Here is a 22,381-nt window from a genome sequence, read left to right on the forward strand (position 1 = left end):
CGGTGGCTGAAGAGGAAAAGGGCAAGGCCAAGGCCGAGCAGATGAAGGGCAAGGCCAAGGAGACCGTCGGCCGTGCCGTCGGCAACGAGCGGCTGACCGCCGAGGGCCGTGCCGAGCAGGCCAAGGGTGACGCGCGCCAGGCCAAGGAGAAGGTCAAGGACGTGTTCAAGGACTGACGTGCTCGGGCGCCGATGCGGTCGAGCACTGTAGGCCGACGCCGGGGAAACAAGGCGGGCCCCTGCCTGGGACGGCAGGGGCCCGCCTTCTCGCGTGCGCCTTTTTCCGCGTGCTTTCTTCTCCGCGCGGCCGGTCAGCTCTTGCGGCGCCCTATCAGATGCGGTTTCGCCTCCAGGCCGTCCAGGCCGTGCCAGGCCAGGTTGACCAGATGGGCGGCGACCTCCGCCTTCTTCGGACGGCGGACGTCCAGCCACCACTGGCCGGTCAGCGCGACCATGCCGACCAGCGCCTGCGCGTAGAGGGGAGCCAGCTTGGAGTCGAAGCCGCGGTTCTTGAACTCGCGGCCCAGGATGTCCTCGACCTGCGTCGCGATGTCCGAGATCAGGGACGCGAAGGAACCCGTCGACTGCGGGATGGGGGAGTCGCGGACCAGGATGCGGAAGCCGTCCGTGTACTCCTCGATGTAGTCCAGGAGCGCGAAGGCGGCCTGCTCGCACAGTTCGCGGGGGTGGCCCGCGGTGAGGGAGCTGGTCACCATGTCCAGGAGGCGGCGCATCTCGCGGTCCACGACCACCGCGTACAGGCCCTCCTTGCCGCCGAAGTGCTCGTACACCACCGGCTTGGAGACCCCGGCCTTCGCCGCGATCTCCTCCACCGACGTGCCCTCGAAGCCCTTCTCGGCGAACAGGGTGCGGCCGATCTCCAGCAGCTGCTGGCGACGCTCGGCACCCGTCATCCGGGTGCGGCGGGCACGCCGCGGCTTTTCATTGCTCGGGGTGCTGCTGGAGTCGGTCGCCACGGCGTCAATCATGCCGCCTCGGCGGTTTCCCTCCCGCGCCGGGAGCCGTCCTGGTCGGTGTTCCGGCGGGAATCGATACGCGAGCGTGACGGCCAGCGCACGTCGTAGGCCCAGCCGAGCTGCTCGCACCAGCGGATGATGCGCGCCGAGGAGTCCACCTGGCCGCGCATCACACCGTGCCGCGCGGAGGTCGGGTCGGCATGGTGCAGGTTGTGCCAGGACTCACCGCAGGACAGCACCGCGAGCCACCACACGTTGCCCGAGCGGTCCCGTGACTTGAAGGGCCGCTTGCCGACCGCGTGGCAGATCGAGTTGATCGACCAGGTCACGTGGTGCAGCAGTGCCACCCGCACGAGGGAACCCCAGAAGAAGCCGGTGAAGGCGCCCCACCAGGACATCGTCACCAGACCGCCGATCAGGGCGGGCAGGGCCAGCGAGAGCATCGTCCAGTAGATGAACTGCCGGGAGATCGTACGGATCGCCGTGTCCTTGATCAGATCCGGCGCGTACTTGTCCTGCGGGGTCCGCTCCTCGTCGAACATCCAGGCGATGTGCGCCCACCACAGGCCCTTCATCAGCGCCGGCAGGGTCTCGCCGAAGCGCCACGGGGAGTGCGGGTCGCCCTCCGCGTCGGAGAACTTGTGGTGCTTGCGGTGGTCGGCCACCCAGCGCACCAGCGGCCCCTCCACCGCCATCGAACCGGCGATGGCGAGCGCGATCCGCAGCGGGCGCTTGGCCTTGAAGGAACCGTGGGTGAAGTAGCGGTGGAAACCGATCGTCACGCCGTGGCAGCCGAGGAAGTAGAAGAAGACGAGCAGCCCGAGGTCGAGCCAGCTCACACCGCCCCAGCTCCAGGCCAGGGGCACCGCTGCGAGAAGGGCCACGAAGGGTACGACGATGAAGAGGAGAAGCGCGAGCTGCTCGACCGTCCCCTTCTTCTCACCGCCGAGGGTCGCTGGGGGGAGGGGGGTGTCGTTGTTCGCCTTCGGGGCGTCGTCGAGCACATCGGAACTTGTGGACATGGTGGCGTCCCCTGTGGGGTCGATGGTGGAGAGGCGGTGCCGGGACGGCAACGGGAACCTTGCCCGGGCTCCGTTACGACAGTCCCTACGGTTCCGTAACCTACGGCATCGTAAGTATGGCAGTGGATGGCCGGGCGGCAAGGAGCCCGACAGTCTGCGCGTCCGCATGGACACCTATCCTTGGAGTCGGTCGGACAGCGCGGTCCGCTCTGATTCCTTCCCGGATGTCAGGGCCGTATGCGGCAGCTCGCCGCACGGCCCCGGTCGGCCGGGTTCCCTCCCGGACGAGCTTCAACACTGCAAGGAGCCGCACCTGTGAGCAGTGCCGACGACCTGACTACGAGCACCACCTCGACCAGCAGCGAGCTGCGCGCCGACATCAGGCGACTGGGCGACCTGCTCGGCGAGACCCTCGTCCGCCAGGAGGGCCCCGAGCTCCTGGAGCTGGTCGAGAAGGTCCGCCGCCTCACCCGCGAGGACGGCGAGGCCGCCGCCGAGCTGCTGCGAGGCATCGAACTGGAGACCGCGGCCAAGCTGGTGCGCGCCTTCTCCACCTACTTCCACCTGGCCAACGTCACCGAGCAGGTGCACCGGGGCCGCGAGCTGCGCGCCCGGCGCGCCGCCGAGGGCGGTCTGCTGGCCCGTACCGCCGACCGTCTCAAGGACGCCGACCCCGAGCACCTGCGCCAGACCGTCGGCAACCTGAACGTGCGGCCGGTGTTCACGGCCCACCCCACGGAGGCCGCCCGCCGGTCCGTCCTCAACAAGCTCCGGCGCATCGCCGCGCTCCTGGAGACCCCGGTCATCGAGGCCGACCGCCGCCGCTACGACACGCGGCTGGCCGAGAACATCGACCTGGTCTGGCAGACCGACGAACTGCGCGTGGTGCGCCCCGAGCCGGCCGACGAGGCCCGCAACGCGATCTACTACCTCGACGAACTGCACGCCGGCGCCGTCGGTGACGTCCTTGAGGACCTCACCGCCGAGCTGGAGCGCGTCGGCGTCCAGCTCCCCGACGCCACCCGGCCGCTGACCTTCGGCACCTGGATCGGCGGCGACCGCGACGGCAACCCGAACGTCACCCCGCAGGTGACCTGGGACGTCCTGATCCTCCAGCACGAGCACGGCATCAACGACGCCCTGGAGCAGATCGACGAGCTGCGCGGCTTCCTGTCCAACTCCATCCGCTACACGGGTGCGACCGACGAGCTCCTGGACTCGCTCGGCACCGACCTCCAGCGGCTGCCCGAGATCAGCCCCCGCTACAAGCGGCTGAACGCGGAGGAGCCCTACCGGCTCAAGGCCACCTGCATCCGGCAGAAGCTGGAGAACACCAAGCAGCGTCTGGCCAAGGGCACCCCGCACCAGCCCGGCCGCGACTACCTCGGCACCGGCGAGCTGCTGACGGACCTCACGCTCATCCAGACCTCGCTGCGCGAGCACCGCGGCGGCCTGTTCGCCGACGGCCGGATGAACCGCACCATCCGCACCCTGGCCGCCTTCGGCCTCCAGCTCGCCACCATGGACGTGCGCGAGCACGCCGACGCCCACCACCACGCCCTCGGCCAGCTCTTCGACCGGCTCGGCGAGGAGTCCTGGCGGTACGCCGACATGCCCCGCGAGTACCGGGGCAAGCTGCTCGCCAAGGAGCTGCGGTCCAGGCGGCCGCTGGCCCCGACTCCGGCGCCGGTGGACGCGGCGGGCGAGAAGACCCTCGGTGTCTTCCAGACCGTGAAGCGGGCCCTCGAGGTGTTCGGGCCCGAGGTCGTCGAGTCGTACATCATCTCCATGTGCCAGGGCGCCGACGACGTGTTCGCCGCCGCCGTGCTGGCCCGCGAGGCCGGACTGCTCGACCTGCACGCCGGGTGGGCGAAGATCGGCATCGTGCCGCTCCTTGAGACCACGGACGAGCTCAAGGCCGCCGACACGATCCTGGAGGACATGCTCTCCGACCCGTCCTACCGGCGTCTGGTGGCGCTGCGGGGCGATGTCCAGGAGGTCATGCTCGGCTACTCGGACTCGTCGAAGTTCGGTGGCATCACGACGTCGCAGTGGGAGATCCACCGCGCCCAGCGGCGCCTGCGTGACGTCGCCCACCGCTACGGCGTACGCCTGCGGCTCTTCCACGGCCGCGGCGGGACCGTCGGCCGCGGCGGCGGCCCCTCGCACGACGCGATCCTCGCGCAGCCGTGGGGCACGCTGGAGGGCGAGATCAAGGTGACCGAGCAGGGCGAGGTCATCTCCGACAAGTACCTCGTGCCGTCGCTGGCGCGCGAGAACCTGGAGCTGACGGTCGCGGCCACCCTCCAGGCGTCCGCCCTGCACACCTCGCCCCGCCAGTCCGACGAGGCGCTCGCCCGCTGGGACGCGGCCATGGACGTGGTCAGCGACGCCGCCCACGCGGCCTACCGCAGGCTGGTCGAGGACCCGGACCTGCCGACGTACTTCCTCGCGTCCACGCCGGTGGACCAGCTCGCCGATCTGCACCTGGGCTCGCGGCCCTCCCGCCGCCCCGGCTCGGGCGTCTCGCTCGACGGACTGCGCGCGATCCCGTGGGTGTTCGGCTGGACCCAGTCCCGGCAGATCGTGCCCGGCTGGTTCGGTGTGGGTTCAGGGCTGAAGGCGCTGCGCGAAGCCGGCCTCGACACCGTGCTCGACGAGATGCACGAGCAGTGGCACTTCTTCCGCAACTTCATCTCCAACGTCGAGATGACGCTGGCCAAGACGGACCTGCGGATCGCCCAGCACTACGTCGACACGCTCGTCCCGGACGAGTTGAAGCACGTCTTCGACACGATCAGGGCCGAGCACGAGCTGACCGTCACCGAGGTGCTGCGGGTCACCGGCGAGACCGAACTCCTCGACGCCACCCCGGTGTTGAAGCAGACGTTCACCATCCGTGACGCCTACCTGGACCCGATCTCCTACCTCCAGGTGACCCTGCTCAAGCGCCAGCGCGACGCGGCGGCCGCCGGCCGGACCCCGGACCCGCTGCTGGCCCGGGCCCTCCTGCTCACGGTCAACGGCGTCGCCGCGGGCCTGCGCAACACGGGCTGAGCCACTCGGACAGGACGGTGCCCCCGGGATCCGTACGATCCCGGGGGCACCGCCGTTCCTGGACGCGTCCGTGCGTCGGTCACTGGACGGCGATGAACGTGGCCGTCAGCAGCGCCGCTCCCGAGCCCGCCAGCACCCAGCCCAGCCGGATCCGGCCGAGGCCGCCGGCCACCACGACGGACGCGAGCAGCAGCGCGCCGCCCAGTGGCACCCACGCGTACAGGACGCCCGCGAGCCCGCACCGGAAGACCTCGTCCGTGCCCGGCTTCACGACCACCGTGTAGGAATGGCCCGTCTGCAAGGCGACGGTCTTCTCCATGACGACGTGCGAGCGCGGCTCCGAGCCCGCGGAGACCGGCGTGTAGGCACCGGTGCAGGTGTCCCCGTCGCACCTGGCGACCTCGACCGTGCCCTGCTCGCGCCCCTTGGTGAGCATCACGTACTGGGCGCTGCCCCACGACGCCCACACACCGGCGACCATGATCAGCACCGCGATCGTCCCCATCGCCGCGAGCCGCCCGAACCGCAGCGCGGTGACCGGGGTCCTGCGGGAGGTGGCGGCTGTGGCGGGCATGGCCGGGATCATTGGCCATGGCCCTGCGCGCGGTCAACTCGGGTCGGCCCGGGCGGGCGACAAGTCAGGAGTTGTACGTGCTTTGCGCCCGCTCGAGACCTTCGAGGACCAGCGCCTCCGCCGCGTCGGTCGCCCGGTCGACCAGGTAGTCCAGTTCCTTGCGCTCGGCGCCGGAGAAGTCCTTCAGCACGAAGTCGGCGACCTGCATCCGCCCCGGCGGCCGGCCGATCCCGAACCGCACCCGGTGGTAGTCGGGACCCATCGCCTTCGTCATCGACTTCAGCCCGTTGTGGCCGTTGTCCCCGCCGCCCAGCTTCAGCCGCAGGGTCCCGTAGTCGATGTCCAGTTCGTCGTGCACGGCCACGACGTTGACCAGGGGCACCTTGTAGAAGTCGCGCAGCGCGTTCACCGGCCCGCCCGACAGGTTCATGTACGACATCGGCTTCGCCAGGATCACCCGCCGGTTGGCCGGCCCCGGCGGCCCGATCCGCCCCTCGACGACCTGCGCCTGTGCCTTGCCGGCCCGCTTGAACTTCCCCCCGATCCGCTCCGCCAGCAGATCGGCCACCATGAAGCCCACGTTGTGCCGATTCCTCGCGTACTCCGGGCCTGGATTCCCGAGCCCCACGATCAGCCAGGGGGCATTGGCGTCGGTCGTCACGTCCATGTCTCCATTGCTGTGCTTTTCGGTGGACACCCCCGAACCCCCGGCAGCCGGCCGCTGCCCCCCAAGGGAACAGCGGCCGGCGAAACGGTGATGAGGTGAGGATCAGGCCTCGGCGGACTCGCCCTCGACCTCGTCCTCGGTGGTCTCCTCGGCCTGGGCGGCCAGGACCTGGAGGACGACCGCGTCCTCGTCGATGGCCAGCGTGGTGCCCTTGGGGAGCGGGATGTCCTTGGCGGCGATGGAGGCGCCGGCCTCCAGGCCCGCGATGGAGACGGTGACCGACTCGGGGATGTTGGTGGCCTCGGCCTCGACGGTCAGCGTGCTCAGCACGTGCTCGAGGAGGTAGGCGCCCGGGGCCAGCTCGCCCTCGGTGTGGACGTAGACCTCGACGGTGACCTTCTCGCCGCGCTTCACGAGGAGCAGGTCGACGTGCTCGAGGTAGCCCTTGACGGCGTCACGCTGGACGGCCTTCGGGATCGCGAGCTCGGTCCGGCCCTCGATGTCCAGGGAGAGCAGGACGTTCGGGGTACGCAGGGCGAGCAGCAGTTCGTGGCCCGGCAGCGTGATGTGGACCGGGTCGCCACCGTGGCCGTAGACCACGCCGGGGACCTTCTTCTCACGGCGGATGCGGCGGGCGGCGCCCTTGCCGAACTCGGTGCGGGTCTCGGCGGCGAGCTTGACCTCGGACATGTTCACTCCTCGTAGAAAGACTTGGTAAGCCTGGGGCAGGTGGTCACCCGGCCGAACATCGGCCTGCTACGAAGAGCGCGTCGATAACGGACCGCCGAACCCTGGAACGGGTACGGCCTCCCTCGCCGAGCAACTGGGTCAGCGTACTCGGCGGGGAGGCCGTAGCAGAAATCGATCTACGACGATCCGCGGCTCAGGGGCCTACTGCTCGTCGAACAGGCTCGTCACCGAGCCGTCCTCGAAGACCTCGCGCACCGCGCTGGCGATCGTCGGCGCGATCGACAGCACGGTGATCTTGTCGAGGTCCTGGCTCAGCTCACCCGGCGTCGGCAGGGTGTCGGTCAGGATGAACTCGCTCACCCGGGAGTTCTTCAGCCGGTCCGCGGCGGGCCCGGAGAGCACGCCGTGCGTGGCCGTCACGATGACGTCCTCCGCGCCGTGCGCGAACAGCGCGTCCGCGGCGGCGCAGATCGTGCCGCCGGTGTCGATCATGTCGTCGACGAGCACGCAGACCCGGCCCTCGACCTCGCCGACCACCTCGTGCACGGTGACCTGGTTGGCGACGTCCTTGTCCCGGCGCTTGTGCACGATGGCGAGGGGGGCGCCGAGGCGGTCGCACCAGCGGTCGGCCACGCGGACGCGGCCGGCGTCCGGGGAGACGACCGTCAGCTTGTCCTTGTCGACCTTGCGGCCCACGTAGTCCGCGAGCAGCGGCAGCGCGAAGAGATGGTCGACCGGGCCGTCGAAGAAGCCCTGGATCTGGTCGGTGTGCAGATCGACGGTGAGGATGCGGTGCGCACCCGCCGTCTTCATCAGGTCCGCGACCAGACGCGCCGAGATGGGCTCGCGGCCGCGGTGCTTCTTGTCCTGCCGGGCATAGCCGTAGAAGGGCACGATCACCGTGATGGAGCGGGCCGAGGCCCGCTTCAGCGCGTCGATCATGATCAGCTGCTCCATGATCCACTGGTTGATCGGAGCCGTGTGGCTCTGGATCACGAAGCAGTCCGCGCCGCGCACCGACTCCTCGAAACGGACGTAGATCTCGCCGTTCGCGAAGTCGAAGGCCTTGGTCGGGACGACCCCGACACCCAGCTGCTGGGCGACCTCCTTGGCAAGCTCGGGGTGGGCGCGGCCGGAGAAGAACATCATCTTCTTCTCGCCGGTCGTCTTGATCCCGGTCACAGCACTGTCTCCTCAGAGGTTCATCAACTGGGTGTGCGTTTATCACGGTACGCCGTGTTCGACGCACCCGTTTCCGGTCAGTCTTCGCTCTCGCCCTGGCCCGAGGCCGCCTCGGCCGCCTTCGCCGCCGCGCTCCCCGGACGCTTGCGGGCCACCCAACCCTCGATATTCCGCTGCTGGCCCCGGGCCACGGCCAGCGAACCGGGCGGTACGTCCTTCGTGATCACGGACCCGGCGGCGGTGTACGCGCCGTCCCCGACCGTGACAGGCGCCACAAACATGTTGTCCGAACCGGTCCGGCAGTGCGAGCCCACGGTGGTGTGGTGCTTGTCCTGTCCGTCGTAGTTCACGAACACGCTGGCCGCGCCGATGTTGCTGTACTCGCCGATCGTCGCGTCCCCCACGTAGGACAGGTGCGGGATCTTCGAGCCCTCCCCGATGGAGGCGTTCTTCGTCTCCACGTACGTCCCGATCTTGCCCTTGGCGCCGAGCCGGGTGCCGGGCCGGAGATAGGCGAACGGGCCCACGGACGCGTTCGCGCCGATGTGCGAGGAGTAGGACACGGTGTTGTCCACCCGCGCTCCCGCCTCGACCCGGGTGTCCGTGAGCCGGCTGTTGGGGCCGACCTCCGCGCCCTCGCCGAGATGCGTGGAGCCGTGCAGCTCGGTGCCGGGGTGCACGATCGCGTCCTGCTCGAAGGTGACGGTGACGTCGATCCAGGTCGTCGCGGGGTCGACGACGCTCACCCCGCCGAGCATGGCGGCGGTCAGCAGCCGGTCGTTGAGGATCCGCCGGGCCTGCGCCAGCTGCACCCGGTTGTTGATCCCGGCGATCTCCCGGTGGTCCCCGGCGACGGAGGCCCCGACCCGGTGCCCGGCCTCCCGCAGGATCCCGAGCACGTCCGTCAGGTACTCCTCGCCCTGGCTGTTGTCCGTGCGCACCTTCTTCAGCGCGTCCGCCAGCAGCTGCCCGTCGAACGCGAACACCCCGGAGTTGATCTCCCGGATCGTCCGCTGCGCCTCGCTCGCGTCCTTGTGCTCGACGATCTCGACGACGGCACCGGTGACGTCGTCCCGCACGATCCGCCCGTAGCCGGTGGCGTCCGGGACCTCGGCGGTCAGCACGGTGACGGCGTTGCCGTCCGCGGAGTGCGTCTCGGCGAGCCGGCGCAGGGTCTCGCCGGTCAGCAGCGGGGTGTCCCCGCACACGACCACGACGGTCCCGTCCACGGAACCGCCGAGCTCCTCGAGACCGATCCGTACGGCGTGCCCGGTGCCGTTCTGCTCCGCCTGTACGGCGGTGTGCACGGCGGGGTCGATCACGCCGAGATGCGCGGTGACCTTCTCGCGTGCGTGCCCGACGACCACGACGAGGTTCTCCGGCGCCAACTCACGTGCGGCGGCGAGCACATGGCCCACCAGGGAACGGCCGCAGATCTCATGGAGGACCTTGGGTGTGGCCGACTTCATACGGGTGCCCTCACCCGCTGCGAGAACGACGACGGCTGCCGGGCGAATGGCGCTCACGGGGTTGCCCTTCGGCTGTGGATGAGGTGGGGACATCCGAAGGATACCGGGGCGTTTCATGGGGGGACATGAGAGTGGGCCCTGACAGTGCTGTCAGGGCCCGAAGCGCGTTGCTGGATGCGGGTGTTGCTCCCCCGCCAGGACTCGAACCCGGACAAATGGCACCAAAAGCCACTGTGCTGCCAATTACACCACGGGGGAATGAGCACGACGGGAGCGGTTGTCCGGCCGGGCTGCCTGGTGGCGGCTCCTACTATGCCGTACCGACCGCCCTCGACGCGACGGGTCTTCGTCCGTACCGGGTCGCCCACCGGATCGTCCACCCGGTCGTCGAAACTCACCGGAAAAGCGAGCGGTGGCGCCCGTAGGCTGGAGGCATGACCACGACGGGGGAAGAACACACCACGGGCCGGGGAGGGCCGTGGTGGTGGACCAGGTGGCGCAGTGCCGTACTGGACGTCGGGCTGGCCGCGGCGTCCGCGGTGGAGTGTGCGTTCGAGGGGATCCACTTCGCGCGGGACGCGGGGATCCCGCTCGCCGCGGGGATCGTGTTCGGGGTGCTGGCCGGTTCGGCGCTGCTGTTCCGGCGGAAGTGGCCGATCGCCGTCGTGCTGGTGGCGATCGCGATCACACCGGCCCAGATGGGCTACCTGATGGGCATCGTCGGCCTCTACACGCTGGCCGCCTCGGAGCTGCCGCGCCGGATCATCGCCTCGCTGGCCGGGATGTCGCTGGTCGGGATGCTGATCGTGATGTTCGTGCGGGTCCGCCAGGACATGGCGCGGGGGGACCTGGACCTCGGCGACTGGTTCGTGCCGTTCGCCGCCATCACCACCGCGATCGGGATGACCGCGCCGCCGCTGCTGCTCGGGCTGTACGTCGGGGCGCGGCGACGGCTGATGGAGAGCCTGCGGGAGCGGGCGGACAGCCTCGAGCGCGAGTTGCAGCTGCTGGCCGAGCGGGCGGAGGAGCGGGCCGAGTGGGCCCGCAACGAGGAGCGGACCCGGATCGCGCGGGACATGCACGACGTCGTCGCGCACCGGGTGAGCCTGATGGTCGTGCACGCGGCGGCCCTCCAGGCGGTGGCGCGGAAGGACCCGGAGAAGGCCGTCAGGAACGCCGTGCTCGTCGGCGACATGGGCCGCCAGGCGCTCACCGAACTCCGCGAGATGCTCGGCGTGCTGCGCAGCGGGGAGGGTTCCCGGCGACCGGAACCGGCGGTGCCGTTGGCGGCGGTGGGGGTCGCGGCCGCGGTGGCCGCGTCGCGCTTCGCGGACGACGGTGAGGGGCCCTGTCTTGAGGAACTGGACGAACTGATCGGGCAGTCGGCCGCGGCGGGGATGGTCGTGGATCTGTCGGTGGAGGGCGATGTCCGGCTCTACGCGGCGGAGGTCGAGGAGACCGCGTATCGGGTCGTGCAGGAAGCCCTGACGAACGTCCACAAGCATGCGGCCGGTGCGAAGACGCATGTCCGCTTGGCCCACCGGGTTTCCGAGATCGCCATGCAGGTCGAGAACGAGTCTCCGCCGGAGGTCTCGTCGGCCTCCTCGGCGCGGTTGCCTTCCGGCGGTAACGGGTTGGTCGGCATGAAGGAGCGGGTGACTGCTCTGGGCGGTGTTTTTGTGTCCGGGCCCACGGATGCCGGGGGCTATCGGGTTTCGGCTGTTATTCCGGCGTAGCGGTCGCCCTCGGGGGTGCGCGGTTTCGGTTGTCGGGCGGCTGCGGGTTCGTGGGGGCTGGTCGCGCAGTTCCCCGCGCCCCTGAGGCGTTGTGGGGCCGGCGATTCCACAGTTCCCGGCATTCCTGGGGGCGTTGTGGGGCCGGCGATTCCACAGTTCCCGGCGTTCCTGGGGGCGTTGCGGGCCGGCGATTCCACAGTTCCCGGCGTTCCTGGGGGCGTTGCAGGGCCGGCGATTCGCAGTGCCGTCCGGATCGGGGCCCGCTGACCGTCAGCCCGTCGTCAGACGTGGGGGGTCTATCCCCGTCACCAGGGTCGTCAAGGCCTGGTCGATCGTGAGGCCCAGGTACCAGTCGCCGGTGTGGTCCAGGGCGTAGACGCGGCCTTCCATGTCCATGGCCAGGAGGGCCTGGGTGTCCGTCTCGGTGCCCAGGGGGGTGACCTCGGTGTCGAGGGCGCGGCCGAGGTCGCCGAGGGTGCGGGCCATGTGGAGGCCGTGCAGCGGGTCGAGGTGGAGCGCGGCGGGGGCGATCTGGCGGCCGGGCCCCGTCGGCTTGATGTGCAGGCCGCCGAACTCCGCCCAGGCCTCGACCGCGGCCGGGAAGACGGCGTGGCGATGGCCGCCCGGCGACTCGTGCTCGCGCAGGGCGTCGGCCCAGAACTCGGCCTGTTTTATGTCCCAGCGCCCGGGCTGCCACCCCGCTGCGCGCAGCGCTGCGTCGAGGGGGACGGCGAATCTCGTGGAGGTGCGGTCGGCGTGCATCTGCCCTTCGTTCGTCGAGGTCATGGGTGGGCGCCGACGGGCGCCGTGGTGCGGGGGGTGAGGGAGAGAGGGGTCAGTCGTCGGCCGCCGCCGGGTCGACGACGCGGACGCCGAAATGCGCGCTGAGCGCGGCGCACGCGCGGCACGGGGCGGCGAAGCTGCCGTGCAGGGGGTCACCGTCCTCGCGGATGCGGCGCGCGGTGAGCTTGGACTGCTTCAGGGCCCGCCGGGCCTCGCCGTTGGTCAGCGGCTTGCGGGAGGCGCGCTTGCTGCGTTCGGCGTCGACGGCGGATATGTGCCGGGAGATCAGGATCGTCTCGGCGCACCGGCCGGTGAAACGGTCGCGCTGGGCGCTGGTGAGGGTGTCCAGGAAGTCCTGGACGAGCGGGTGCAGCTCCGGCGGCTGATCGCCCCGGGCGGCCGTGCCGGTGAGGGTGGCGCCGCGGACCGAGAGCGCGGCGGCGACGGTCGGGAGTATGCCGTCACGCCGGTGGTGGAGGGCGGGCGTGTGGTCGGCCTCGGCGCTCCAGCCGACCCGCGGATCGCCGGACCCGCCGGTGCGCGGATCGCCGTACGCGTCACCGTGCCGGTCCCCGTACGCACCACCGCGAAAGTCGCCCGCCCGGCCGGTCCCGGAACCGCCGGACGGTCTCCCGCCGGGGTCCGTATGCGGACCCGTCTGTGTCGCGTTCATGATCGTCATCCCCTCCCGAGCATCCCCCCGGAGCACACAGAGTGCCAAATTCCGTGGCTGGTGCGGAAGCTGGGGCCACACGACACGCCCGGGTTTGGGCGGGCAGTCACGGCGCTGTGACGGCCGGTCACGGAAGCGGAGGGCGGCTGACCGGCGCCCGGTGACCGGTGCGGTCGTACCGCATAGGCTGTCCGCACCGCGTCCGTGCGGTCGACGCCCGGTGCCACACGGCGGTCGGCGCGCGGTTCGGGCGCGGTGAGGTCGAGACGGAAGTCCAGACGGACGTCGAGACGGACGAGACAGTCGATACGGGGCGTAATGGACGGCCGGACCGGTCATCGCGCGCCGTACAGAGTGCCGCAGGGGGCAACCGCCATGACGACAGGTCGGCTCGGGCAAGCCGCGCCACCGAACGCGGCCTACGCCGGGCAGGTCGTGCATTTCCCGGATCCGGTCCGGGCGGCCCGTCACCCCAGGGGGGTGCGGGTGGACGAGCACGGATACCCCGACTTCTCCGCCTACGCGCGTGCCGCTGCGGAGATCGCCGATCCCCCGGAGGGATTCGGGGTCGACGAACTGCGCCTGACGGACTACGTGTCGGCGAACGCGGCCCTGGCCGCCTCCGGACACGAACTGTGGGACACGGTGCCCGCGGTGGCCACCCCGCACGGCTGGACCTGGCACCACGTGCGCGGCGGCCGACGCCTCGAACTGGTCCCGGTCGAGGTGAAGGCGCTGCTGCGGCACCACGGCGGCATCGCCACGGGCAACGTCGACCAGAACAAGCGCGGCACGCGCCCGCTCCAGGAGACCCGCCCCACCCACTTCGGGCTGCCGAAGTCGGGGGTGGCGGTGACGGAGGCGCAGGTGCAGGGCGTCGAGGAGGACCTCGGCTACCGGCTGCCGGGCGCCTACCGCTCGTTCCTGAAGGCGGCGGGCGGCTGCGCGCCGGTGGGCACGGCGCTCGACGCCGACCTCGGCCTGCTGATCGACCAGCCCTTCTTCACGGTCCGCGAGGAGGCGGCGGTCAACGACCTCGTCTACGTGAACAAGTGCCTGCGCGACCATCTCACCAAGGACTACCTGTGCGTCGCCTTCGTCCAAGGCGGCCTGCTCGCGGTGAAGGTGAAGGGCGAACGGATCGGTTCGGTCTGGTTCTGCGCCTACGACGACGCCCGCGACGTCGATCCCTCGTGGCCGCCGGCCGACCGCGTGGCGCGGCTGCTGCTGCCGTGCGGCGACGACTTCGACACGTTCCTCTCCCGACTCGCGGGCTCTCCGCCGGAGTTGGAGACCGTGGCGAACCTGATGGTGGACGGCGGTTTCGCGCAGGCGGTGCCGACGGCGGCTTCGGTGGGGGAGTGACTTCTCGATGGTGACGTTCGCGCAGGCGCAGGAGCGCGCGGAGGAATGGATCAACGGCGATCTGCCGGCGTACCAGCATCGCGAGGTGCGGGTACGGGAGTTCGAGCTCGGCTTCGTGGTGTGGGCCGAGGACCGCGCCGACGGACCGCGTTCGGACGGCGGCGCGCAGCGGCTGGTGATCGCCCGGGACAGCGGCGAGGCCACCCTGTGGCCCGCGCTGCCGGTGGGCGAGGTCGTCCGCCGCTACGAGGAGGAGTACGGCCGCCCGGAGGAGCCCACGGACGCCGTGCCGGCGGCTTCGGCGCGAGTGGATCTGAACCAGACGTCCTTCCTGCTGAGCCCGCCGGAGTGGTTGCAGGAGGCGGCGGACAAGCTGGGGATCCAGGACCGACGGGGTACCTCCGGCGGTTCTGCGGCGAGTGCCGGTGCTGCTTCGGGCGCGGCTTCCGGTGGAGGGGCGTTGCCCGAGACACAGGCGGGGGTTCCGGCGGGGTCGACTCCCGCTCCGCAGGCGCCTGTCGGGCCGGGTGCGTCCGGCGGCTCGGGGTGGCCCGAGGCCGGCGGCGGTGCGGGGGTGCCCGACGGGGGTACTCCCTGGGCCGGGACCGACACCAACGCCGATGGTGGCGAGGACCGTTCGGTACCGCTGCCGGCGACGGTCTTCGCACCGCCGTTGAGCGACTCGAACGACACGCCTCCCGACGCCCAGACCGCGCTGATGTCGGGCGGCAGCCAGCTGCCACCGACGGCGGAGGAACGGGCACTTGACGGTTCGGTTCGGCCGGGTGCGTCGGGAGCGGCCGGCGGGCGGGGAGCGACGCCGCCGCCGTCGGCTCCGCCGGCCGGGTCGTCGTACGGGTATCCGCAGGGCGCGGCCGGTCCCGGAGCGCCCGGGACGCCACCGCCCGCGCAGAGCGGTTCCTCCTACGGCTTCCCGCAGGGCGCCCCCAACTCGCCTGGCGCGCAGGGGACTTCGCAGTCCGGGTCGGGTGCGTCTTCTTACGGCTATCCGCTGGGCGCGCCAAGTGCGCCGCAGTCGTCGGGCGGTTCTGGCGCGCCGGGGACTCCGTCGGCTGGGCCGGGTGGTTCCTCCTACGGCTATCCGCAGGGCGGTCCGGGTGCCTCGCAGGCGCCGGCCGGTCCTGGTGCGCCGAGTGCACCGAGTGCTCCGGGGACGCCGGCCGGGCCGGGGGGTTCTTCTTACGGTTATCCGCAGGGCGGTCCGGGTGCCTCGCAGGCGCCGGCCGGTCCTGGTGCGCCGGGTGCGCCGAGTGCTCCGGGGTCGCCGGCTGGGCCGGGTGGTTCTTCTTACGGTTATCCGCAGGGTGCTCCCGGTGCGCCGCAGCCGCCCGCCGGGCCCGGTGTGCCGGCGGCGCCTGTCGCGCCTCCGGATGCCGGGGACATCGCGGATGCCGCGACGAGCAAGGCCGGGCCTCCGCCGCGGCGTGCGCGGGGTGCGGGGAGCAACCCGCCGCCTCCGCCCAGCGCCCCCGGGACGCCGGGCGCGCGGCCGGGGAGTACGCCTCCGCCGCCCGCGCCGGGACCCGGTGCGCCGGCCGGTGGGTACGTTCCGACGCAGATGGTGTCGTCGCTCGGTCCCGAGGGGCCGGGGGCAGCGCAGGGTGGTCCGGGTGCGCCCGGTCCGTCCGGCGCGCCGCAGGCTCCGGGCGCCCCTCACCCGCCCGGTGCGCCGAACCCGCCCGGCGGCACCCCGCCCGGTGGTGTCCACCAGGCCGCCACGATGTTCGCCGACCCCGGTCGGCCAGGCCCCGGCGGGGGCGTACCGCAGCCCCCGGGCGCTCCTGGTGCCCCGAACTCGCCCGGCGCGCACGGAGGTCCGGGCGCCCCGGGCATGCCCGGAGCCCCTGGCGTACCGCATTCACCCGGCGCACCCGGCGCTCCCGGCGCTCCAGGCAGTCCTGGTGCTCCCGGTGGTTCCGGCGCACCCGCGTTCCCCGGTGCCCCCGGCATGCCCGGTGGGCCCGGTCCGCAGGGCTCCGCAGGGGGCGCGCGAGGTGCCGTGCATCACGCGGAGACCGTGTTGTCGGCGCCGCCCGTCGGCGGACCCGGCGCGCCTCCGCCGCCGCAGGCTCCCGGCGCGCTCGGTGTGCCGCCCGGCGCTCCCCAGCCGCCGATGCCTCCGGCCGGGCAGGCGCCCGGTCAGCCCCCGGCGTACGGCTATCCGCAGCCGCAGGGGCAGCCGACCGTGGGCCCCGGCTACCAGGCCGTGCTGCGCTACCGCGCGCAGGACGGCTCCGAGCAGCAGGTGATCCGGCGTTCGGCGCCGGGCACCCCGCACCCGGAGTGGCAGATCTTCCACGAGCTGCGCGGTATGAACGTGCCGCCGGACCAAGTGCTGGAACTGCACACGGAGTTGGAGTCCTGCGAGCTGCCGGGCGCGTACTGCGCGCGGATGATCCGGGAACAGTGGCCGCAGGCACGGATCGCGAGCATCGCCCCGTACGGCACGGATCACGCGAGCCGGCAGCAGGGCATGCACCAACTGCTCGCGCACCAGGGCGAGTTGCACCAGGTCGCCGACGGTCCCGCGCGCCCGGCGCCGGTGCGTGCGCCGTTGCCGCCGGTGCAGTCGGCGCCGCCGATCCCGCCGGAGGCGATCGCGCAGGAGCTGGCGGCGGCGTTCGGGCCGGGGGTGTTCCGGTTCGAGCAGGCGGCCGTGTCCCGGCAGGGCGTACCGCCGGTCGTGGCGCACTCGCTGGTCGCGGCGGGGCTGCCGATGGACCTGGGCCCGTTCTTCTGGGCGCAGGCCCAGCCGGGGCGGCCGGTGCCGACGCTGGCCGAGCTGGCGCAGGAGCGCGGGGTGCGGCCGGCGCCGGACGCGGGCTCGTACCTCGTGATGGGCAGCGACTTCGGCAAGGCGATCTGCGTGCAGTACGGGACGGCCAACATCGTGGCGGTCCCCGTGGAGGCGGGACCCGGTGGAGGGTCCGTGCCGCCGCAGTTCGTGAACACGGGTCTGCCCGAGTTCCAGCGCTGTCTCGGGCTGCTCGGGCGGATGTGGCGGCTGCGGTACGGGCTGAACCAGGAGCAGGCGGGCCGCTGGACCGTCGACTTCCAGGCCCAGCTGGCCTCCCTCGACCCGGCGTCGCTCGGATCGCCGGAGAGCTGGTGGTCGGTCCTGCTGGAGCAGATGTGGGACGGACTGCTGTGAGGCACCGCCGCCACTGAGCGAGGCCGAGGGGCCGGGCCGGTCACAGCGACCGCCCCGGCCCCTTTGCGTTTCCCCGTCCCCGTCCCCGTCTCCGCCCTCGTCCCGTTTCTGTCCCTGTTCGGGTACGTACGCGTACTGACCGTTACCTGTGCGCGGAGTGTCGCGTTATGAACACTTCCGTCCGATACCTCAGGATGTGCGGGAAATCATCATTTCGCGTCCGTTCGGCGGAGAGGGGTTCCAGGATGAGCAGCGCAGCGGTCCCGACCCACGGTTTCGTGGCCGTACGAGGGCGCGGTTACCGCCCCGAACAGGTCGACGCGTACGCGGTCGCGATCTCTCGCGACCGGGACGCGGCGTGGGAGCGGGCCGCCCGGCTCACCGTGCTCGCCCGGGAGATGGAGGAGGAGACGGCCCGGCTGCGGGAGACCGTGGCACAGCTCGCGCCGCAGACCTACGAGACCCTCGGGGAGCGCGCGCGGCGCCTGTTCGAGCTCGGGCAGGAGGAGGGCGCGGCCGTACGGGAGGGCGCACGCCAGGAGGCGCGGCGCCTCCTGGACGAGGCGCAGGAGTACGCGACCGGCGTGCACGACGCGGCCCGGGCGCACGCCGACGACGTACGCGCCGAGGCCGACGAACGGGCCCGCCACCGGCTGCTCGCCGGGCAGGCCGAGGCCGACGAGATCCGGATCTCCGCCCGGCGCGAGGTGAAGGAGGGGCGTGGTGAGGCCCTCGCCGCGCTCCGCGAAGTGCGTCTGCGCACCGCCGGAATGCTCGCCGAGCAGACCAAGGAGCAGGACGAACGGTGGGCCGAGGCGGAGCGCGAGGCGGCCGAGCGCGAGGCCGGCCTGGACGCGGGCGAGGCCGAACGGGTGGCCCGCGCCGAGGCGTCGCTCTCCGAGGCGAAGCGGGCGTTCGCGGAGGCCGAGGAGTCGGCCCGCCGCTGCCAGGAGGAGGCCCACACCCGCGCCGCCGAGATCCTCGCCGAGGCCCGTGCCCGCGAGGAACGCGCCGCCCGCGAGACGGAGCGCGTCCTGCGCGAACACGGCGAGCGCTGGGACGACGTACAGGCCCAGATGGACTACGTACGCAGCAGCCTCACGGCATTGACGGGTTCGGCGTCGGGGGAGTGACGGGACGCTGAGGGCGGCGTGGGGGGGCGTGCCGGGCGCGGACGCGGTCCTCGGCGTCAAGGGCGCGTCAGCCACCCCTCCGTACAGCCCCCGCCAGGATCCACCCCTCCACCGCCTCGTACTGTCGGCGTTCCTCCTCCGCCGTGCGCCGTCCGGACAGGACCGAGCCCAGCCAGCCGAAGGCGAAGCCGAGGGGGATGGTGACCAGGCCTGTCGTCGTGAACGGGAACCAGTTGATGTCGAATTCCGGGAACGCCGAAGTGGGGGAGCCCGAGACCAGGTTGGTGCCCGGCATCAGGAGCAGGACCGCCGTGGTGCCGCCGATCAGCGTGCAGAGCAGGCCCGTTCGGGTGTAGCGGCGCCAGAAGAGGCTGTAGACCAGGGCGGGCGCGATCGCGGAGGCGCCGAGGCAGAAGGACAGGGTCACCAGGGGTTGCAGGCTGCGGTGTTGGACCAGCGTGGCCAGCAGGATCGCCGGGACGCCCACCGCCAGCGCCGACATCCGGGCCAGCGTCATCTCCCGGCGGGTCGTCATCTCCCGTGCGCGCGCGGCGAACACGTCGTGGGCGAGGGAGTTGGCGCAGGCGAGGATCATGCCGGCGACGGAGGCGAGGAGCGTCAGGAAGATCGCCGCCGTGACCGTGGTGAACAGGAACGTTTCCGCGGTGGAGACGTCCGGGCCGAAGGCCGCGCGTGAGCCCAGCAGATAGGCCGTGTTGCCCTGCGGGTCCGCCTGCGCGATCGCGGCGCGTCCGATGAGCGCCGTCGCGCCGAACCCGACCACCGTGACGACGAGCACGAACAGCACCACCGCCGACACCGCCCACGACATCGACCGCCGTACCTGCCGCGCGCTGGAGGCGGTGTACATGCGCATGGTGATGTGCGGCAGAACGGCTCCGCCCAGGACGACCGTCAACTGCGAGACGATCATGTCCAGTCGGGGCTGGGAACCGCCCGCGAACTGGAGCCCCGAGTGCAGGAACGACGAGCCCACCCCGCTCTGCGCGGCGGCCGCGTCGAAGAGCGTGCCGGGATTCCAGTCGAACCGCTTCAGCACGAGTACGGCGATCACGGCCCCGGACCCGAGCAGCATCACGATCTTCAGGATCTGGATGAGCGCGGTGCCCTTCATCCCGCCGATCGCCGCGTAACTGATCATCAGCGCGCCCAGCCCGATGATGCACGCGGTCTTCAGGGAATCGCCGGAGAAGCCGAGGATGAACGCCAACAACTGTCCCGTGCCCGCGAGTTGGACCAGCATCAGCGGCAGCAGCGCGGCGATGGTCACCACGCACGCCGTCATCCGCACGCCCCGCCCCGGCATCCGCCGCGCGAGCGCGTCGCCCATCGTGAACCGCCCCGCGTTCCGCAGGGGTTCGGCCAGCAGGAACATCAGCAGCATCAGCGACAGCGCGGTGCTGAGGGCGAGCACGATCCCGTCGTAGCCGCAGAGCGCGATGACACCGCCGGTGCCCAGCACGCTCGCCGCGGAGATGTAGTCGCCGGCGATCGCGAGGCCGTTGCGCAGCGGGGAGAGGGAGCCGTAGCCGGTGTAGAACTCGTCGAGGTCGTCGCGGTCCGGGCCGGTCATCACGCACAGCAGCAGCGTGATCGTGGCGATGGCGGTGAACGCGACCAGGGACATGGCCTGCGCGTTCCCGCTGAAACCGTCGGTCATCGGGCCGCCTCCCGCTTGGCGTCCAGCGCGGACTCCTTGCGGATGCGGTCCGCGATGGGGTCGACGTACCGGCGGGCCGTGCGCTCGTACAGCACGATCGCCAGCCAGGTCACCGGGATCTGGAGCAGCGCGAGCAGCAGCCCGGTCGGCAGGCCGTCGGTGACGGTGCTCGTCATGACCGAGGGCGCGAAGGCCGACAGGATCAGGAAGAGCGTGAAGTAGCCGAGCGCGGCCAGACTCGCGGTGCGCCGCTGCCAGCGGTACGCGCTGCGCAGCACCCGCAGATCGCTGTGGTGCCCGAGCGGCGGGCGCTCGGGGCGGCGCCGCCTGGCGGGTTCGGGCGGGTCGAGGGGCGGCTGCCAGGGGTACGTGGCGTCGTAGGACGGGGACGAGTCGTGCCGGGGATAAGGCGGATGCGACGGGGACGGGTCGTAGGACATCCCGGTCTCCTTGCGTGGCTCGGGTCCGTGGCGGCGGACCGCAGGGAGGTGGGCGGAGGGAGTGGGGCGTAGGGAGGTGAGCGGGGTGGGGAGCGGGCGGAGCCACGCACGCTACTCGTCGGTACCCGCGATGCGCGAGGGTTTCACCAAACTGATTGGTCGGTACGCGCTTACTTCGCTGACCTGCGGTGTTACCCGCGTTAACTCATACCTTTGGGCGCCCTGAGACCTTTACAGGCCCTCCGTATCCGTCCCCTTCTTCGCCGCCGGGTCGCCCCCGGACCCTCACTCCTTCAGTACCGGAAACCGCCTCGGCGCCATGAACAGCAGCACCAGGAACGCGAGTGCCGCCGCACCGCCCGCGCCCAGATACACCGCGTGCACCGCGTCCGCGACCGCCCGCCGTGTCGCCTCCGGGACCGCGCCCGCGTCCAGGCCCCGCGTCACCGAGTCCAGGTCGCTCGCGCCGCCGAGCCGTGCGGCCAGCACCCCGTTGGCGATCGCGCCGAAGACCGAGGCGCCGATGGTCTGGCCGGTCTGCCGGCAGAAGAGGACCGAGGCCGTCGTCGTACCGCGCTCCGACCAGCCGACGGTCGACTGGACGCCCACGATCAGCGGGAGTTGGAACAGTCCCAGGGCCGCGCCGAGCAGAAGCATCAGGAGGGTCGGCTGCCAGGCCGAGCCCGGGTAGGGGAGGAAGGGGAACGCGAAGAGGACCAGCGTCGCCGTGCCGATGCCGATCATCGCGGTGTTGCGGAAACCGATCCGCCGGTACACGTGCTGGCTCAGCGCCGCCGACACCGGCCAGGTCAACGTCCAGACGGACAGCACGAATCCGGCGGCCACCGGCGCGAGCCCGAGCACCGACTGCGCGTACGTCGGCAGGAACACCGTCGGCGCGACCATGAGCAACCCCAGTGCGCCCAGGGCGAGATTGACGGCCGCGATCGTGCGGCGCCGCCACACCCACCCGGGGATGATCGGCTCGGCCGCCCGGCGCTCGACCAGGACCACGACGGCGACCAGCGCGAGTCCCGTACCGAACAAGGCCATTGACGGCGCCGACAGCCACGGCCAGGCCACCCCGCCCTGCACCAGCGCCGTGATCAGGACGCCGCCGCACGCGAACACCGCCAGCGCGCCCGCCCAGTCCACCCGCGGGCGCCGGACCGACTCCCGTGCGGGTTCGTGCAGATGACGGACGATCAGCCACAACGCCACCGCGCCGACCGGGAGGTTGACCAGGAAGATCCAGCGCCAGCCGGCGTAGGCCGCGAGCAGTCCGCCGATGCCGGGGCCCGCGACCGCCGACACCGCCCAGACCGTGGAGAGCTTGGACTGGATCTTGGGGCGGTCCTTGAGCGGGTAGAGGTCGGCCGCCAGCGTCTGGACCGTGCCCTGCAACGCCCCGCCGCCCAGGCCCTGGACGATACGGAACGCGATCAGCGCGGCCATGTTCCAGGCCGCCGCGCACAGCAGCGAACCGAGCAGGAAGAGGGCCGCGCCCACGATCAGCACCGGCTTGCGGCCGAAGGTGTCCGAGAGCTTGCCGTAGACCGGGAGCGTCACCGTCACCGCGAGCAGATAGCCGGAGAAGAGCCAGGAGAAGTAGGTGAAGCCGCCGAGGTCGCCGACGATCTGCGGGACGGCGGTCGAGACGATCGTGGAGTCGAGGGCCGCGAGGGCCATGGCGAGCATCAGCGCGGCGACGACGGCGCCTCGTCTGCGCGTGTCCTGCGCGGGCTGGCCGGCCACCGAAGC

The 22,381-nt window shown here is 71.7% G+C and carries 18 protein-coding genes and 1 tRNA gene; 6 read left to right on the forward strand and 13 right to left on the reverse strand.

Features of this window, described 5'->3' with window-relative positions; all coding sequences use genetic code 11:
• The first annotated feature begins 2 nt into the window (after positions 1-2).
• Entirely contained in the window at positions 3-176 is a 174-nt protein-coding gene (locus tag ACIP6U_RS14840; protein ID WP_401716634.1) for a CsbD family protein, read from the forward strand.
• 134 nt (positions 177-310) lie between these two features.
• Here the strand turns inward: ACIP6U_RS14840 and ACIP6U_RS14845 are convergent, their stop codons facing one another.
• The gene (locus tag ACIP6U_RS14845) at positions 311-988 is read right to left on the reverse strand and encodes a TetR family transcriptional regulator (RefSeq protein ID WP_401716637.1); all 678 of its coding nucleotides are present in this window, start codon (positions 986-988) and stop codon (positions 311-313) included.
• Positions 985-1,998, reverse strand: a complete 1,014-nt coding sequence (locus ACIP6U_RS14850; RefSeq protein WP_401716640.1) for an acyl-CoA desaturase — start codon at positions 1,996-1,998, stop codon at positions 985-987. Before ACIP6U_RS14850 ends, ACIP6U_RS14845 begins: the two co-directional genes overlap by 4 nt.
• A 315-nt stretch (positions 1,999-2,313) precedes the next feature.
• On the opposite strand from ACIP6U_RS14850, the gene ppc reads away from it, so the two are divergent.
• Complete coding sequence (gene ppc / locus ACIP6U_RS14855) at positions 2,314-5,055, forward strand: phosphoenolpyruvate carboxylase (protein ID WP_401716642.1); 2,742 nt, start codon at positions 2,314-2,316, stop codon at positions 5,053-5,055.
• A gap of 79 nt (positions 5,056-5,134) precedes the next feature.
• Here ppc and ACIP6U_RS14860 read toward each other — a convergent pair whose 3' ends face one another.
• The 6 genes from ACIP6U_RS14860 to ACIP6U_RS14885 form a co-directional block, all read right to left on the reverse strand.
• Positions 5,135-5,629: a hypothetical protein gene (locus ACIP6U_RS14860; RefSeq protein ID WP_401716645.1), complete on the reverse strand. Its 495-nt coding sequence runs from the start codon at positions 5,627-5,629 to the stop codon at positions 5,135-5,137.
• Between the two features lie 64 nt (positions 5,630-5,693).
• Complete coding sequence (gene pth / locus ACIP6U_RS14865) at positions 5,694-6,296, reverse strand: aminoacyl-tRNA hydrolase (RefSeq protein ID WP_401716647.1); 603 nt, start codon at positions 6,294-6,296, stop codon at positions 5,694-5,696.
• Positions 6,297-6,398: 102 nt separating this feature from the next.
• The gene (locus tag ACIP6U_RS14870) at positions 6,399-6,986 is read right to left on the reverse strand and encodes a 50S ribosomal protein L25/general stress protein Ctc (protein WP_401716649.1); all 588 of its coding nucleotides are present in this window, start codon (positions 6,984-6,986) and stop codon (positions 6,399-6,401) included.
• A 201-nt stretch (positions 6,987-7,187) separates the two neighbouring features.
• On the reverse strand, positions 7,188-8,168 hold the full coding sequence (locus ACIP6U_RS14875) for a ribose-phosphate diphosphokinase (RefSeq protein ID WP_124003789.1): 981 nt from the start codon (positions 8,166-8,168) through the stop codon (positions 7,188-7,190).
• A 77-nt stretch (positions 8,169-8,245) separates the two neighbouring features.
• On the reverse strand, positions 8,246-9,694 hold the full coding sequence (gene glmU, locus ACIP6U_RS14880) for a bifunctional UDP-N-acetylglucosamine diphosphorylase/glucosamine-1-phosphate N-acetyltransferase GlmU (protein WP_401716652.1): 1,449 nt from the start codon (positions 9,692-9,694) through the stop codon (positions 8,246-8,248).
• A 129-nt stretch (positions 9,695-9,823) separates the two neighbouring features.
• A tRNA-Gln gene (locus tag ACIP6U_RS14885) sits at positions 9,824-9,895 on the reverse strand.
• Between the two features lie 176 nt (positions 9,896-10,071).
• On the opposite strand from ACIP6U_RS14885, the gene ACIP6U_RS14890 reads away from it, so the two are divergent.
• Positions 10,072-11,373, forward strand: a complete 1,302-nt coding sequence (locus ACIP6U_RS14890) for a sensor histidine kinase (RefSeq protein WP_401716655.1) — start codon at positions 10,072-10,074, stop codon at positions 11,371-11,373.
• Positions 11,374-11,643: 270 nt separating this feature from the next.
• On the opposite strand, the gene ACIP6U_RS14895 is transcribed toward ACIP6U_RS14890, so the two are convergent.
• Complete coding sequence (locus tag ACIP6U_RS14895; RefSeq protein WP_401717007.1) at positions 11,644-12,135, reverse strand: SUKH-3 domain-containing protein; 492 nt, start codon at positions 12,133-12,135, stop codon at positions 11,644-11,646.
• A 73-nt stretch (positions 12,136-12,208) separates the two neighbouring features.
• On the reverse strand, positions 12,209-12,838 hold the full coding sequence (locus tag ACIP6U_RS14900) for a YwqJ-related putative deaminase (protein ID WP_401716658.1): 630 nt from the start codon (positions 12,836-12,838) through the stop codon (positions 12,209-12,211).
• A 366-nt stretch (positions 12,839-13,204) separates the two neighbouring features.
• Between ACIP6U_RS14900 and ACIP6U_RS14905 the strand changes: the two genes are divergently transcribed.
• The 3 genes from ACIP6U_RS14905 to ACIP6U_RS14915 all read left to right on the forward strand — a co-directional run bounded on the left by ACIP6U_RS14905 (position 13,205) and on the right by ACIP6U_RS14915 (position 18,499).
• Positions 13,205-14,194 carry an SMI1/KNR4 family protein gene (locus ACIP6U_RS14905; RefSeq protein ID WP_401716660.1) on the forward strand — a complete coding sequence of 330 codons (990 nt, stop codon included), beginning with the start codon at positions 13,205-13,207 and terminating at the stop codon, positions 14,192-14,194.
• Between the two features lie 7 nt (positions 14,195-14,201).
• Positions 14,202-17,366, forward strand: coding sequence for an SUKH-4 family immunity protein (locus ACIP6U_RS14910; protein WP_401716662.1), 3,165 nt, complete (start codon positions 14,202-14,204; stop codon positions 17,364-17,366).
• A 245-nt stretch (positions 17,367-17,611) separates the two neighbouring features.
• The gene (locus ACIP6U_RS14915) at positions 17,612-18,499 is read left to right on the forward strand and encodes a cellulose-binding protein (protein WP_401716665.1); all 888 of its coding nucleotides are present in this window, start codon (positions 17,612-17,614) and stop codon (positions 18,497-18,499) included.
• A 67-nt stretch (positions 18,500-18,566) separates the two neighbouring features.
• On the opposite strand, the gene ACIP6U_RS14920 is transcribed toward ACIP6U_RS14915, so the two are convergent.
• The 3 genes from ACIP6U_RS14920 to ACIP6U_RS14930 form a co-directional block, all read right to left on the reverse strand.
• Positions 18,567-20,180, reverse strand: a complete 1,614-nt coding sequence (locus ACIP6U_RS14920) for a cation acetate symporter (protein WP_401716667.1) — start codon at positions 20,178-20,180, stop codon at positions 18,567-18,569.
• Complete coding sequence (locus tag ACIP6U_RS14925; protein WP_401716670.1) at positions 20,177-20,620, reverse strand: DUF485 domain-containing protein; 444 nt, start codon at positions 20,618-20,620, stop codon at positions 20,177-20,179. Before ACIP6U_RS14925 ends, ACIP6U_RS14920 begins: the two co-directional genes overlap by 4 nt.
• A gap of 285 nt (positions 20,621-20,905) precedes the next feature.
• The gene (locus tag ACIP6U_RS14930) at positions 20,906-22,318 is read right to left on the reverse strand and encodes an MFS transporter (RefSeq protein WP_401717009.1); all 1,413 of its coding nucleotides are present in this window, start codon (positions 22,316-22,318) and stop codon (positions 20,906-20,908) included.
• Between the last annotated feature and the right edge of the window lie 63 nt (positions 22,319-22,381).

The sequence above is a fragment of the Streptomyces sp. NPDC088794 genome, assembly GCF_044750545.1.
GTDB lineage: Bacteria > Actinomycetota > Actinomycetes > Streptomycetales > Streptomycetaceae > Streptomyces.